The sequence below is a fragment of the Enterobacter sp. P82 genome, assembly GCF_037053385.1.
In the GTDB taxonomy this organism is placed as follows: domain Bacteria; phylum Pseudomonadota; class Gammaproteobacteria; order Enterobacterales; family Enterobacteriaceae; genus Enterobacter.
This window is the reverse complement of record NZ_JBALHX010000001.1, coordinates 324,440-338,802: the sequence shown is the minus strand read 5'-3', so window position 1 is coordinate 338,802 and position 14,363 is coordinate 324,440. Positions and strand designations below refer to the sequence as shown.

Here is a 14,363-nt window from a genome sequence, read left to right as displayed (position 1 = left end):
CCTTAATGGTGCTGGAAGTCGAACAGTACGTCCGAAAAAGAAGCAGTCTGGAATGGTTCAGTATAATGGTCTGGTTGCACCACTCAAGGGAAAAAGTTTCGTGGCATACTATGTGCGAAATAATGAAACCGAGACCCCATGACTTTTACACTTCGTCCCTATCAGCAGGAAGCCGTCGATGCCACCCTCACCTGGTTCCGTAAACACCGTGAACCCGCGGCGATTGTGCTTCCGACTGGCGCAGGCAAGAGCCTGGTCATCGCCGAACTGGCACGTCTGGCCCGTGGTCGCGTGCTGGTCCTGGCGCACGTTAAAGAACTGGTCGCGCAGAACCATGCCAAATATTGCGCCCTTGGACTGGAAGCCGACATATTCGCCGCCGGACTAAAGCGTAAAGAGAGCCACGGTAAAGTGGTTTTTGGCAGCGTGCAGTCGGTAGCTCGCAACCTTGACCTGTTTCGCAGTGAATTTTCGCTGCTGATTGTTGACGAGTGTCACCGTATCAGCGATGACGACGACAGCCAGTATCAGCAAATCCTTACACACCTGAAAGAGGTGAATCCTCACTTACGTCTGCTCGGCCTGACCGCCACGCCGTTTCGTCTGGGTAAAGGCTGGATCTATCGCTTTCATTATCACGGTATGGTGCGTGGTGATGAAAAAGCGCTGTTCAGAGACTGTATCTATGAACTTCCGCTGCGCTACATGATTAAACACGGTTACCTGACGCCGCCTGAACGGCTGGATATGCCCGTGGTACAGTACGATTTCAGCCGATTACAGGTGCAGAGTAACGGGCTATTCAGCGAGGCTGACCTCAATCATGAACTGAAAAAACAAAAGCGCATTACGCCGCACATCATTAGCCAGATTGAGGAGTTCGCCGCGACACGTAAAGGGGTGATGATCTTTGCCGCCACCGTTGAACACGCGCGAGAAATTACCGGGTTACTGCCCCCTGACGACGCGGCATTAATTACTGGCGAGACCCCAGGCCCGGAACGCGACAGCCTGATTGACGCCTTTAAAGCCCAGCAGTTTCGTTATCTGGTTAACGTGTCGGTATTAACCACCGGTTTTGACGCCCCACATGTCGATCTGATCGCTATTTTACGTCCGACCGAATCGGTCAGTCTGTATCAACAGATCGTCGGCCGTGGCCTGCGTCTGGCTCCCGGTAAAACCGACTGCCTGATCCTCGATTACGCCGGTAACCCTCACGATCTCTACTCCCCGGAAGTGGGCACACCAAAAGGAAAAAGCGACAATGTGCCGGTACAGGTCTTTTGTCCTGCCTGCGGTTTTGCCAATACTTTCTGGGGTAAAACCACCGCCGACGGTACGCTAATTGAGCATTTTGGCCGCCGCTGTCAGGGCTGGTTTGAAGATGACGAAGGGCATCGCGAGCAGTGCGATTTCCGTTTCCGCTTCAAGAACTGCCCACAATGCAACGCCGAAAATGACATTGCCGCACGCCGCTGCCGGGAATGTGACACGGTACTGGTCGATCCTGACGACATGTTAAAAGCGGCACTGAAGTTAAAAGATGCATTGGTGCTCCGCTGCTCAGGCATGGCGCTACAGCCCGGTGCGGATGAAAAAGGCGAGTGGTTAAAAATCACCTACTACGATGAGGACGGGGCGGACGTCAGTGAGCGCTTCAGAGTACAAACTCCCGCTCAATGCACGGCCTTCGAGCAACTCTTTATTCGCCCGCACACCCGTACGCCAGGTGTACCTCTGCGCTGGATAACCGTGGCCGATATCGTGCACCAGCAGGCGTTACTGCGCCATCCGGATTTTGTTGTTGCTCGCAAGAAAGGTCAGTTCTGGCAGGTCCGTGAGAAGGTCTTTGACTATGAAGGTCGCTTTCGTCGCGCCAATGAATTGCGCGGTTCACCGGACTTTTCATTGATGTGAGGAGCATTTGAGTATAAAATGCCGCCCGCTTCACATCCGTGAGGCAGAACACTCACCTGCTGCTGGGTCGCCTGTAGTAGGGTTTTAAATACAGAGAGAAATCAATGTTTACTATCGAAGCAGAAGTACGTAACGTGCAGGGTAAGGGTGCGAGCCGCCGCCTGCGTAACGCTAACAAGTTCCCGGCTATCGTTTACGGTGGCGAAGCTGCTCCAGTTGCAATCGAACTGGATCACGACAAACTGTGGAACCTGCAGACCAAAGCTGAATTCTACAGCGAAGTTCTGACCATCGTTGTTGGCGGTAAAGAAGAAAAAGTGAAAGTTCAGGCTGTTCAGCGTCACGCGTTCAAGCCAAAACTGACTCACATCGACTTCGTTCGCGCGTAATCGCAAACTCGTCGAGAAAAACCCCGCTTCTGCGGGGTTTTTTGTGCCTGCTATTTACCGCCTGAAGTACGACGCTGAAGCTGATCGCGCAGGTTCGGCGGCGTTCCTTTAATGGTCAGCGTATCGGTGGCCGGATCCCAGAAAATGCGTTCTCCCAGCAACATCGCATCAAAGTTAATGGTTAACCCGCCGCCGCTGCCGGCAAACTTGGTTAACTGACGTAACGTACTGCGATCTGCCGGGAAGCTCTCTTCAAGCTCATAGCCTTTATCCGCGGTGAATTCCTGGAAGCTGACTTCGCTGACGCCCGCCAGCTCTTTTGACAGCGACTCCAGTTCAATCTCTTCCCCCGCCTGCAGTTGCTCGTTGCAGTAGCTATAGACTTGCTGACGCACGTTCTGGCGCTCGGATTTATCGAGCTGTGCTTCTGCCGTGAAGTCATCAACCGCCTGGAGCAAACCTTTGTTCTGCGCTTTGGCGTTCAGCCCTTCGCTGGCGCCGAGGAAGTCCATAAAGAAATCCGCCACTTTGCGGCCTACACGCCCCTTCAGGAAAGTCAGGTAGCGGGTCGACTCCGGGTTGGTTTCCCACTCGGTCAAATCAATGCGTGCCACAATATCCGCGTGGTTGATATCCAGATAATGTGTCGAGCTAATATCCAGTTGCTCGTTCACGCGCATGCTGCTTAAGTTATTCAGCACCGTCACCAGCAGATACTCTACCGCCAGATAGCGGTAATGGCAGAACAGAACGATCCCCCCGTCAGCGAACGGATATTTCGCCAGCTCGTCGCGCAGACGTCCGGTTGCGGCGCGGCTGAACGCCAGAAAATCTTCTTCGCCCTGACGTTGCAGACGCAGGCTATCTGCCAGTTCGCTCTCTTCACTGAACAGGCCATAGGCTTTGTTTTTTGCGCTGTAGACACGGTGTAACTCCGCCATCATCTCTACAACGGTAGGCGTGGGTTCCAGTAACGAATCGCGCAGCACCACTTCAAGGGTTTGCTCATCACGCTTGATAAGCTGGTGCAAGGCAATCTGGTTGATTTCCAGACTCATGATAAACTCTCCTTTTAGACCGGGCGGTATTCAACCACCACCAGGGCATGTGTGCAACAACAGATAAAAAAGGGGAAAAAAAGCTGTTGCTACGGTAATATGTTGCCCTTTCATCAACAAACTGATTTTGATTTATGCCACAACATTCCCGCTACAGTGATGAACACGTTGAACAGCTGCTCAGTGAGCTGGTTAACGTACTGGAAAAACATAAAACGCCGACCGATCTCTCCCTGATGGTTTTGGGAAATATGGTCACCAACCTTATCAATACCAGCGTTGCTCCGGCTCAGCGTCAGGCGATCGCCAAATCTTTCGCCCAGGCTTTACAGTCATCCGTCAGCAACGACCAGGCCCATTAAGGGATACGAACAACAGTTTATGGTGACGAATCGTCAGCGCTACCGTGAAAAAGTCTCCCAGATGGTCAGCTGGGGGCACTGGTTTGCCCTGTTCAACATTCTGTTAGCGACGGTAATTGGCTGTCGTTATCTGTTTGTCGCGGACTGGCCGACAACGCTAACCGGGCGTATCTACTCCTGGATAAGTGTTGTGGGTCATTTTAGCTTTTTGGTTTTCGCCACCTATCTGCTGATCCTGTTCCCTCTGACGTTTATCGTCATGTCGCAGCGTTTGATGCGATTCTTGTCGACCATCCTTGCAACAGCAGGGATGACGCTGTTGATTATCGACAGTGAAGTGTTCACCCGCTTCCACCTCCATCTCAACCCTATCGTCTGGGAACTGGTGATTAACCCCGACCAAAACGAGACGGCCCGTGACTGGCAACTGATGTTTATCAGCGTTCCGGTCATTCTGCTGATTGAGATGCTGTTTGCTACCTGGAGCTGGCAAAAACTTCGCAGCCTCACCCGGCGGCGACATTACGCCAAACCCGTCGCCACACTCTTTTTTGTCTCATTTATCAGCTCACATATCATGTATATCTGGGCGGATGCGAACTTCTATCGCCCTATTACCATGCAGCGCGCTAACCTGCCGCTCTCGTATCCAATGACCGCCCGTCGTTTCCTCGAAAAACACGGTCTGCTTGATGCGCAGGAGTACCAGCGCCGTCTGATCGAACAGGGTAATCCGGAGGCGGTCAGCGTTCAGTATCCTCTGAGCGATCTGCGTTATCGCGATATGGGTCGCGGGCAAAACGTCTTGCTGATCACCGTCGATGGCCTGAACTATTCCCGTTATGAGAAGCAGATGCCTGCGCTGGCCGATTTCGCGAGCAAAAACGTCACGTTCACCCAGCATATGAGCTCTGGTAATTCTACAGATGCGGGTATCTTTGGGCTGTTCTATGGCATCTCAGCTGGATACATGGACGGCGTGCTGTCTGCCCGTACGCCTGCGGCACTGATCACCGGGCTGAATCAGCAAGGTTATCAGTTAGGGTTGTTCTCCTCTGATGGCTTTAACAGCCCGCTTTACCGCCAGGCGCTGTTGTCTGATTTCTCACTGCCGGCGGCACAAAATCAGTCCGATGCGCAGACCGCCAGCCAATGGATAAACTGGCTGCAACGCTACGCCCAGGAAGATAACCGTTGGTTCTCATGGGTTGCGTTTAACGGTACCACGCTCAACGACAGTAACCAGAATGGCTTTACGCGCCGCTACAGTCGCGCGGCCAGTGACGTTGATTCACAAATAGGCCGCGTGCTTGACGCGCTACGTGAGTCAGGCAAGCTGGACAACACCGTAGTGATCGTGACAGCGGGTCATGGCGTGCCGTTAGGTGATGAGACGAAGAGTATGAGCTGGTCTCGTCCGAATCTGCAGGTTCCGCTGGTGATCCACTGGCCGGGCACACCGGCTCAGCGCATCACTACGCTCACCGAGCATAAAGACGTGATGACCACGCTGATGCAACGCCTGCTGCATGTCAGCACGCCAGCGAACGAATATTCGCAGGGGCAGGATCTCTTCAGTGCTGCGCGCCGTCATAGCTGGGTCACGGCTGCCGGGAATAACACCCTGGTGGTGACTACACCTAAGCTGACGCTAGTGCTGAACAGCAACGGAAATTATCAGACGTATAACCTGCAGGGCGAGCGGTTAAAAGACCAGAAACCGCAGTTAAGCCTGCTGCTGCAGGTCCTGACGGATGAGAAGCGCTTCATCGCTAACTGATTAATAATAAACCAGTTAGCGACAGATTCCCTTGCATTCAAAACGGAATCGAGTAGTATTCTTTTCATGCGTCGGCACGTAGCGCAGCCTGGTAGCGCACCGTCATGGGGTGTCGGGGGTCGGAGGTTCAAATCCTCTCGTGCCGACCAAAAATACATTGAAAACCAGCCTCTTATGGCTGGTTTTTTTATTGCGCCTCGCCCGGTGTTTTATGCAGATACGCCAGCGTAACCAGACAAATCACCGCTCCGGCATAAAACGTATATTGCGCGCCAAACATCTCCCAGATCGCTCCGGCGCTCACACTGGCGATTAACAATCCCACGCCACTGACCAGGCTAAAAATACCAAAAGCCGTACCTCGCAGATCGGCCGGAGCGGTTTTAGCAACCATGGCCGCCAGCAGCCCCTGAGTCATTCCCATATGAACGCCCCACAATGCGACACCGAGAATAATACCGATCCAGTGGCTACTCAGCGCCAGAACGACATCTGCGCTAATCAACACCATTAACCCCCACTGCAGGAGTCGAGTGTGGCTCATGCCATCAGAAAGTTTGCCAAAGGGATAGGCCGAGAGTGAATAGAGAACGTTCATTACCACCATCACCAGCGGAATAAAAGCCAGGGGAACACCCGACTGTTGCGCACGAAGCACAAGAAAAGCCTCGCTGAACCGGGCCAGAGTAAACACCGCGCCAAGGCCAATCACCCACCAGCACGCTTTCCCCAGACGCTTTAAATTCGCTCTTTTAATGGGGTTAGTGCGTTTGTGCTCAACAGGATTTTTCGGTTCCTGCAGACCAAAATAAAGCAGTGCAACTGAAAGCAGGCCGGGGATGAGCGCTATCCAGAAAACGGTACGGAAATCATTGTCCAGCAACAACATCAAACTCACCGCCAGTAAGGGTCCGAGAAAGGCTCCTGTGGTATCCATCGACTGACGCAGGCCATATGCCGCACCACGCATTTCCGGTGGTGTGACGTCTGCAACCAGTGCGTCACGTGGTGCTCCCCGGATCCCCTTCCCCGTTCGGTCCATCAGACGTGCACCTAAAACCATACCTGAGGAAGAGGCCAATGCGAAAAGGGGTTTGCTTAGCGCGCCCAGGCCATATCCCAACAGTGCCAGACCTTTGCGCTGACCAAGATAGTCGCTTATCGCCCCCGAAAAGACCTTAATAAAGAGAGCGGTTGCTTCCGCCAGCCCTTCAATCAGACCGATGAATAGCACGCTGGTCCCGAGTGTAGTCATCATAAAAAGAGGGAGCAGGCTGTGAATACTCTCTGAAGAGATGTCCATCAGCATACTGACGCCCCCCACAACCCAGACACCTTTTGGGATCTGGCTGAGTACTGGAAATCTGGAAAGCATGCGCGACTCCTGCTTTAAAAACAGTTGCCTGAATGTTTACAGAATAGAATATGGCGGATTAAAAAACCTGAGGAGGAATAATGGGACCACAAAAAAGCCAACCCTCAGGCTGGCTCATGAAGGCTTAGTGCTTTTCGCGTCCACCCAGGAAGAAAATACCCAGCGGGATGGCCAGCAGCACGGTGAACACCAGGCTGTAGACAAAGATCATCGCTGATTGCAGGACATACATGCTGGTCGTCCAGGCTGAGAGGGGGATGTTGTACTGTTCGATAACGCCAACAATGGTTGCCCGCCCAACGCACGCGGCAGCAATCATAAACACTACCAGTAGCGCCAGGAGGAACTTACGGCCTTCAGGTGTTTTAAGTTTTGCACGAACCATCTCACTTCCCTTTACAGATGAATAACATTATAGGGCACTTAAAATAACACGAACTATCACCAGACTCCATACCAGTACAAATAACCATTAAAACAGCAAAAATAAAGTTTATATCACTAAGAATATTGAAAATGTAAGTAAATCAAGCCAATCATTCATAAGCGCTATGCTAATCTGTTCAGGATCGTTTTGACATAAAGGAATGACAATGAAAAACGCACCTAAATTTGCCATCGCTCTGATCGCCGCCGCGTGCGTCAGCACCAGCGCTTTTGCCAGCGAAACCCCAAAAGAGCAGCCGCTGGAAAAAGTTGCCCCATATCCGAAAGCGGACAAAGGGATGAAGCGCCAGGTGATTCAATTACCGGCTCAGCTGGATGAAGCAAATTTCAAAGTGGAGCTGTTAATTGGCAAAACGCTGGAAGTGGATTGCAACCAGCACCGTCTGGGCGGTCAACTGGAAAGTAAAACGCTTGAAGGCTGGGGTTATGACTATTACGTCTTCGACAAAGTCACCTCTCCGGTCTCTACCATGATGGCCTGCCCGGATGGCAAGAAAGAGAAGAAATTTGTGACGGCGTATCTGGGTGACAACAGTCTGCTGCGCTACAACAGCAAGCTGCCAATCGTGGTCTATACGCCGGAAAACGTGGAAGTGAAGTATCGCGTCTGGAAGGCAGATGAGAATGTCGGACAAGCGGTAGTACGTTGAAAAAAAGCCGGGTAATCAATACCCGGCTTTTTTATTTACAGCGCGATATCCGCAACCGGTTTGTTTTCCGCCTGAGGTTTAAGTTCTGCTTTAGGCGCTGTATCAGCAGCCTGCGGCTTAACGTATTGCAGTTGCAGAACACGGCTGGTGTATTCCAGCTCCTGCTCCGTTGCCTCCACGTTACCGTTCAGCTTTGTACCGTAGGATGGAATAATGGTTTTCAGCTTAGCCTGCCATTCCGGGCTGGACACTTTATCTTTAAACACTTTTTCCATCAGGTGCAGCATGATTGGCGCAGCGGTAGATGCACCTGGTGACGCACCCAGCAGCGCAGCAATTGTGCCATCCTTATCGCTCACCACTTCGGTACCCAGGCGCAGCACACCACCCTCTTTCGGGTCGCGCTTGATGATCTGCACACGCTGACCCGCCTGCCACAGACGCCAGTCTTCTTTCTTCGCCTCTGGGTAGTACTCTTTCAGCGCTTCGAAACGATCGTCGTCAGAGAGCATCACCTGGCTAATCAGGTATTTCACCAGGTCGAAGTTATCCAGCCCCACATCCATCATTGGCTTAACGTTAGAGGTGGTGGTTGCACTGAGCAGATCCCACAGAGAGCCGTTTTTCAGGAACTTAGTTGAGAAGGTCGCGAACGGCCCGAACAGCACCACGCGTTTACCATCAAGCATACGGGTGTCGATGTGCGGAACTGACATTGGCGGCGCACCAACAGAAGCCTGACCGTACACTTTCGCCAGATGGCGATTTACCACTTCCGGGTTTTCGGACACCAGGAACTGGCCGCCGACCGGGAAACCGGCATAATCGTCAGCTTCCGGAATACCGGATTCCTGCAGCAGTTTCAGCGCCGCGCCACCCGCACCAATAAAGACAAACTTCGCCTTGATGACGTGCTCGGCTTCGTTGTTTTTCAGGTCAGCAACGGTCACGCTCCAGCTGTTGTCCGCGTTGCGCTTAAAGCCACGCACTTCGGTGCTGAGCTGCAGATTGAAGTTCTCTTTTTTCTTCAGAGACGTCACCAGCTGACGGGTTATTTCACCGTAGTTAACGTCAGTACCAATTTCAGTACGGGTTGCCGCCACTTTCTGGTTCGGGTCACGACCTTCCATAACCAGCGGGGCCCACTCTTTGATCTGAGCGTGGTCTTCAGAGTATTTCATACCGCGGAACAGCGTGCTCTGCTGCAGAGCAGCGTAACGCGCGCGCAGGAAGTTGACGTTCTGCTCGCCCCACACAAAGCTCATATGCGGCACGGTGTTAATGAAGGAGTGCGGGTCATGCATCACACCGCTGTTGACCTGGTGAGACCAGAACTGGCGTGAAATCTGGAATGCTTCGTTGATCTCTACCGCCTTCTCGATACTAATGGAACCGTCCTTTTTCTGCGGCGTATAGTTCAGTTCCATGAGTGCCGAATGTCCCGTACCGGCGTTGTTCCAGCCGTTCGAGCTCTCCTGCGCCACGCCATCGAGGCGTTCGACCATGGTCATTGACCAGTCTGGCTGCAGTTCCTGCAGATAGGTTCCCAGCGTGGCGCTCATGATACCGCCACCAATTAAAAGGACGTCCGTTTCCTGCTCTTTTGGTGCGTCAGCTTTCGCCGCCATTGAGACGGTGTTAAGCCCCACGGCCAGAGAAAAGAGCATGGCAGTCATTTTTTTCATAATTTATGCCTTAGTGTAAAAGTGCTTGATGCGTGGAAATTGCAGGTGAAAAAAGCTGCGGGGGCACGGTAACAACTTTTAAATATTGTTTAAAGGTTACGAAATTATTGTAATTGTGAAATTCAATGATGGATTGTTTGTGGGGAATTACGCAGGCTGCTGGTAATAGCGGGATTTTCTGGCTACTATGCCGAACTTTGTGATCGCGCGCACGGAAGCCTGCCCCAACCAGCGAATTGTTATGTCTTTACCCCATTCTGCTTTGCCCCGCGAAGTCCATGTCACCGCGGTCCTCGGTTCACCTAAACTTTTGATGCGTGAAACGCTGGCGGGCGTGATTACCGCTCTGGCACTGATCCCTGAAGTCATTTCGTTTTCCGTAGTCGCGGGCGTTGATCCGAAAGTCAGCCTGTTTGCCTCTGTGGTGCTGTGTCTTGCCCTGTCCGTGCTGGGCGGTCGCCCGGCAATGGTGACGGCAGCGGCCGGTTCCGTCGCACTGGTCATTGGTCCGATGGTGCATCAGCACGGCGTGCAGTACATTTTGCCAGCAGTGCTGATGGCTGGCGTGATTCAAATCCTGTTTGGGGTATCGGGCATGGCGCGTCTGATGCGCTTTATTCCTCAGGCCGTGATGACCGGGTTTGTTAACGCTCTCGGTATGTTGATTTTCTTCGCCCAGGTTCCCCACTTCTGGAGCCGCAGCCCGCTGATTGTCGGCCTGTTCGTGCTGACGCTGCTGATAGTGCTGTGGGTGCCGCGCTATATCAAAAGTGTCCCTTCCCCACTGATTGCCATTGTCGTGTTAACCCTGTTTACCGTGACCACCGGACAGATCCTGCCGACGGTCGGCGATGAAGGCTCCATGAGTGGCGGTTTGCCGGGGCTTACCGAACTGCTGGTACCGATGAATTTGCAAACGCTGAGTATTATCTGGCCGTGTGCCTTGAGCATCGCCTTCGTCGGCCTGCTGGAATCCCTGTTGACGGCAAAACTGGTGGATGAGCTGACCGCAACACCGTCGAGCAAACGCCGTGAAAGCATCGGGCTGGGTGTGGGTAATATTCTGTCTGGCTTTTATGGTGGTATTGCGGGCTGCGCAATGATCGGACAAACCATTGTTAACGTTGAGATGGGGAAAGGACGAAGCCGTATTTCAACCATTGCGGCGGGTATCGTGCTGCTGATCCTCGTAACGGCCCTCAGTGAAGTGATGGCTAAAATCCCGATGGTGGTGCTGGCCGGGATCATGGCGATTGTCGCCTTCAAAACCTTCAGCTGGCATAGCCTTCAGCCTGCAACCGTAAAAAATGCCCCCATTGCAGAAACGGTGGTAATGCTGGTGACCGTTGCGGCAACGGTTTCAACCGGTAACCTGGCGGTTGGTGTACTGGGCGGGATTATCATCATGGCACTGCTCCCCGCCCGTATTAAGCATCTGATTAAAGAAGAAAAATCGTCGCCAGCCCAAGAAAAATAAAGAAGCCACCGGTATCGGTGATAGCGGTGATCATCACGCTCGACCCCACTGCGGGGTCGCGCCCCAGTTTGGTCATCGTCAGAGGGATAATCACCCCCATCATTGATGCCACCAGCAGGTTTAATACCATCGCCAGCATCATCACGCCGCCTAACGCCATATCGTCGTACAGCCACCAGGTAATACCGCCCATAATGCCGCCCCATACCAGGCCGTTAATCAGCGCAACACCCATTTCTCTTAAGATCAGGAAAGTAAAATTGCCAGGCTGAATGTTCTCCAGCGCCAGCGCGCGGACGATCATGGTAATAGTCTGGTTTCCGGTGTTGCCGCCAATCCCGGCTACAATCGGCATCAGCGACGCTAGCGCGACTAACTGAGAAATAGTGTGTTCAAAACCATCAATCACGCGGGAAGCAATAAACGCAGTACACAGGTTAATGGCAAGCCATGCCCAGCGGGTTTTTACGGCCTTGCCAACGGATGCATGGACGTCGTCTTCCGCGCTGAGCCCGCCGAGAGCACGTAAATCGTTATCAGTTTCTTCGTAAACCACATCAACGATCTCATCAATGGTCAGACGCCCCATCAGCTTGCCGACAGAATCGACTACCGCTGCACTCACAAGGTCGTCACGTTCGAAAGTACGCGCCGCTTTTTCAGCATCGTCTTCCGGAGAGAAGACCATCGGCTCGGTCTCCATCACTTCACTCACCCGCCGTTGAGTACTGTTGAGCAGGATCGTTTTCAGCTCCAGCTCACCGAGCAACGTTTTATCCCGCGAGGTCACAAACAGTTTATCGGTGTTATCCGGCATACTGCCGAGGCGGCGCAGGTAGCGCTGGACGGTACCAAGCGTAACGTCCGGGCGTACCGTGATAACGCCAAACTCCATGATCGCGCCAACGCTGTGTTTCTCGTAGTGCATCACCTGACGCACACGTGCCCGCTCTTCGGCTGGCAAAGAGGCCAGCAGGCGGCCGGTCAGATTACGCGGCAGATGTTGAACAAGGTAAATCTGTTCGTCGATATCCAGCGTTTTCAGCGCATCAAGAATATCCCGGTCGCTCATCTCGTCGATAAGGTCATCCCAGACGTTTTCCGAGGCTTCAAGCAGCACCTGGCCACGCTCGTGATCCTGCACCAGACGCCACAACGCATGGCGCTCCTCCGAAGGAAGCGCTTCAAGGGTATCGGCCAGGTCAGGCGGGGGTAAGTGGGCAACCAGCGCACCTACCTCAGCAATATCGTCGGCTAAGGTGCCGACATCATATTGCTCAGCCAGGGTCAGTTTGCCCAATAATGCAGAAGTGACCGCTTTATCGGTCGTGAGAAGCCAGATCAGTCGCGCGCGTTCCTGGTCACGCTGTCTGGCGCTGTTTTTCGTTAATACCGACATCAATCATAAACCCATGAAATAAGTTGGTATTAAGCATAGCGCGGGGATATGTAAATAAGAATAAACAACGGGGCGGGACGGGTAAAAAAACAGCGAGGGCGGTTAAAAAAGTAGGCCGGGTAAGGCGAAGCCGCCACCCGGCACAATCACACTCAGGCAGTGCGCGCCACCGCGTCACGCGATGCCGCATCTCGCTCTTCACCGGTCAGCTCACTTAGTTGACCATCGCGCATCTCCAGCAGACGGTCGGCATGAATGAAGTAATGATCGTCGTGGCTGATGGCGAAAATGGTTTTACCCATCTCCTGCATCAGCGGCAGCAGCACCTGATAAAACTCGCGGCGGAAATGCGGATCCTGATCCGCTGCCCACTCATCCAGCAGGATAATGTCGCGCTCTTCCGCCAGTGCCAGCAGCAGCGCCACACGTTTTTTCTGCCCTTTAGAGAGTTTCAGGTTGAGGATCTTCCCGTCCTGTAACTCCAGCTTGTGCGACATCTGCAACTGCACCAGCCATTTCTCCACCAGCGCAGGATTGGCCTGTTGCCCTTCAGGCCCAAGCAGTTGTTCAAACGACCAGACATCGGTGAACACCGCCGAGAAAAGCTGGCGATAATCCTCGGGTTTCTCGGCGTTCAGCGCCCTACCGTCCAGCAAAATCTCACCCGACTGCGGCTGATAGAGCCCGGTCAGCAACATTGCCAGCGTCGATTTACCACTGCCGTTGCCCCCAATCAGGAACAACAGCTCACCGCGATGTATCGTCAGGTTGACCGGTCCTATGGAGAAGGCGTTGTCCTGATAGCGGAACGTAACGTTACGCAGCTCCAGCGTTTGCCAGTTGGGGAACGCCTGCGGACGTGGGAATTCAGCCTTAAACGGTGCGAGGTCAAACTTCTTCAGCTTGTTAAATGCCACCTGCGCACTCAGCAAGGTGGGCAATGCGCCCACAGCCGAGAGCAGCGGCGTGCGCAAAAACAGCAGCGTCAGCGAGTAGGTTGCCGCCACGTTGGTGTCCGCCCAGCCCAGGCTGTTCGCCATCCAGAATACCAGGCCAATGGCGCCCAGCATCATAATGTTTGACCAGTTCACCGCGCTCAGGTGGAAGGTATCGGCGCGAATGATGTGATGCCGGTATTCGCGCGCGTCCGGGATATAGAGGTTATTGAAGATATGCTCAGCGCGCTCGCGGTTCAGGGTCAGCTCTTTGCGCCCTTCCAGCACCGTCTGGTAATCGTTGTAAAGTTTATCTTCGGTTTCACGCAGTACAGCCATGTGTTTGTATACGCGCGACACCAGCAGGAACCCGCCCCAGATGGTGATGACAATCCACAGCGCGGTTACCGCCAGCATTTTAGTGGAGAGCCAGGCAAGGTAGGCTGCCGAACCGAAGGTCAAAATGATACCTTGCACCAGTTCAGGCAGACGCACAAAAGCGATGGTAATCGCACGCACGTCGCTGGTGAGCCCTGCCAGCAGGGAGGCACTGCCGAGCTGCTCCACGCGCTCAACCTGCGTGTCGAGGATCCGCTTGATAAATTCACTGCGTAAACGAAAAACGAAATGGTGCCCAAGCGCAGTCAGCGCCAGCTGAGAACCGAGCGTGACCGCCATCAGCAACAGCAACAGACCAAGAAACTCCGGCAAAACGGAGAGTGACGTGTCGACCATTTCAATCAGACGTACGTTAATAAACGCGATCAGGCCAATACCCAATGCGGCACTGGCAAGGCTTAACGCCATTACTGCAATGAAGGGCCAGCGATACTGACGCCAGACAAGAAGAAGTAGTTGCATGCAGGCAATCCGGACAATAAAAATC

Annotated in this window: 12 protein-coding genes and 1 tRNA gene; 7 read left to right on the top strand and 6 right to left on the bottom strand. The window is 53.4% G+C overall.

Going from position 1 to position 14,363, the window contains the following annotated elements; translation table 11 throughout:
- Positions 1–138: 138 nt before the first annotated feature.
- Positions 139–1,920 carry a DEAD/DEAH box helicase gene (locus WB237_RS01545; RefSeq protein ID WP_336209643.1) on the top strand — a complete coding sequence of 594 codons (1,782 nt, stop codon included), beginning with the start codon at positions 139–141 and terminating at the stop codon, positions 1,918–1,920.
- A 104-nt stretch (positions 1,921–2,024) separates the two neighbouring features.
- Positions 2,025–2,309, top strand: coding sequence for a 50S ribosomal protein L25 (gene rplY / locus WB237_RS01540; protein WP_023312497.1), 285 nt, complete (start codon positions 2,025–2,027; stop codon positions 2,307–2,309).
- Between the two features lie 50 nt (positions 2,310–2,359).
- Here the strand turns inward: rplY and yejK are convergent, their stop codons facing one another.
- Entirely contained in the window at positions 2,360–3,367 is a 1,008-nt protein-coding gene (yejK, locus tag WB237_RS01535) for a nucleoid-associated protein YejK (RefSeq protein ID WP_028016284.1), read from the bottom strand.
- A gap of 134 nt (positions 3,368–3,501) precedes the next feature.
- On the opposite strand from yejK, the gene WB237_RS01530 reads away from it, so the two are divergent.
- The 3 genes from WB237_RS01530 (at position 3,502) to WB237_RS01520 (ending at position 5,658) form a co-directional block, all read left to right on the top strand.
- Positions 3,502–3,729 (top strand): YejL family protein, encoded by a 228-nt coding sequence (locus WB237_RS01530; RefSeq protein ID WP_014884596.1) that lies wholly within the window; start codon positions 3,502–3,504, stop codon positions 3,727–3,729.
- 19 nt (positions 3,730–3,748) lie between these two features.
- Entirely contained in the window at positions 3,749–5,509 is a 1,761-nt protein-coding gene (gene yejM, locus WB237_RS01525) for an LPS biosynthesis-modulating metalloenzyme YejM (RefSeq protein ID WP_114977686.1), read from the top strand.
- Between the two features lie 72 nt (positions 5,510–5,581).
- Positions 5,582–5,658: transfer RNA gene (locus WB237_RS01520), tRNA-Pro, on the top strand.
- Between the two features lie 38 nt (positions 5,659–5,696).
- Here the strand turns inward: WB237_RS01520 and WB237_RS01515 are convergent.
- Together WB237_RS01515 and WB237_RS01510 are read right to left on the bottom strand one after the other, a co-directional pair.
- The gene (locus tag WB237_RS01515; RefSeq protein WP_336209637.1) at positions 5,697–6,884 is read right to left on the bottom strand and encodes an MFS transporter; all 1,188 of its coding nucleotides are present in this window, start codon (positions 6,882–6,884) and stop codon (positions 5,697–5,699) included.
- A 124-nt stretch (positions 6,885–7,008) separates the two neighbouring features.
- On the bottom strand, positions 7,009–7,269 hold the full coding sequence (locus WB237_RS01510; protein ID WP_008500962.1) for a DUF2534 family protein: 261 nt from the start codon (positions 7,267–7,269) through the stop codon (positions 7,009–7,011).
- Positions 7,270–7,477: 208 nt separating this feature from the next.
- Between WB237_RS01510 and eco the strand changes: the two genes are divergently transcribed.
- A complete protein-coding gene (gene eco / locus WB237_RS01505) occupies positions 7,478–7,981 on the top strand; it encodes a serine protease inhibitor ecotin (protein ID WP_336209631.1) in 504 nt (167 codons plus the stop codon).
- Between the two features lie 35 nt (positions 7,982–8,016).
- On the opposite strand, the gene mqo is transcribed toward eco, so the two are convergent.
- A complete protein-coding gene (mqo, locus tag WB237_RS01500; protein WP_336209629.1) occupies positions 8,017–9,666 on the bottom strand; it encodes a malate dehydrogenase (quinone) in 1,650 nt (549 codons plus the stop codon).
- Positions 9,667–9,853: 187 nt separating this feature from the next.
- On the opposite strand from mqo, the gene WB237_RS01495 reads away from it, so the two are divergent.
- Positions 9,854–11,143, top strand: a complete 1,290-nt coding sequence (locus WB237_RS01495; protein WP_336209627.1) for a SulP family inorganic anion transporter — start codon at positions 9,854–9,856, stop codon at positions 11,141–11,143.
- On the opposite strand, the gene mgtE is transcribed toward WB237_RS01495, so the two are convergent.
- Both mgtE and WB237_RS01485 read right to left on the bottom strand, forming a co-directional pair.
- Entirely contained in the window at positions 11,106–12,542 is a 1,437-nt protein-coding gene (gene mgtE / locus WB237_RS01490) for a magnesium transporter (protein ID WP_129995308.1), read from the bottom strand. The two genes, WB237_RS01495 and mgtE, sit on opposite strands and share 38 nt — an antisense overlap.
- A 152-nt stretch (positions 12,543–12,694) precedes the next feature.
- Entirely contained in the window at positions 12,695–14,338 is a 1,644-nt protein-coding gene (locus WB237_RS01485; RefSeq protein ID WP_336209624.1) for a multidrug ABC transporter permease/ATP-binding protein, read from the bottom strand.
- Positions 14,339–14,363: the final 25 nt, after the last annotated feature.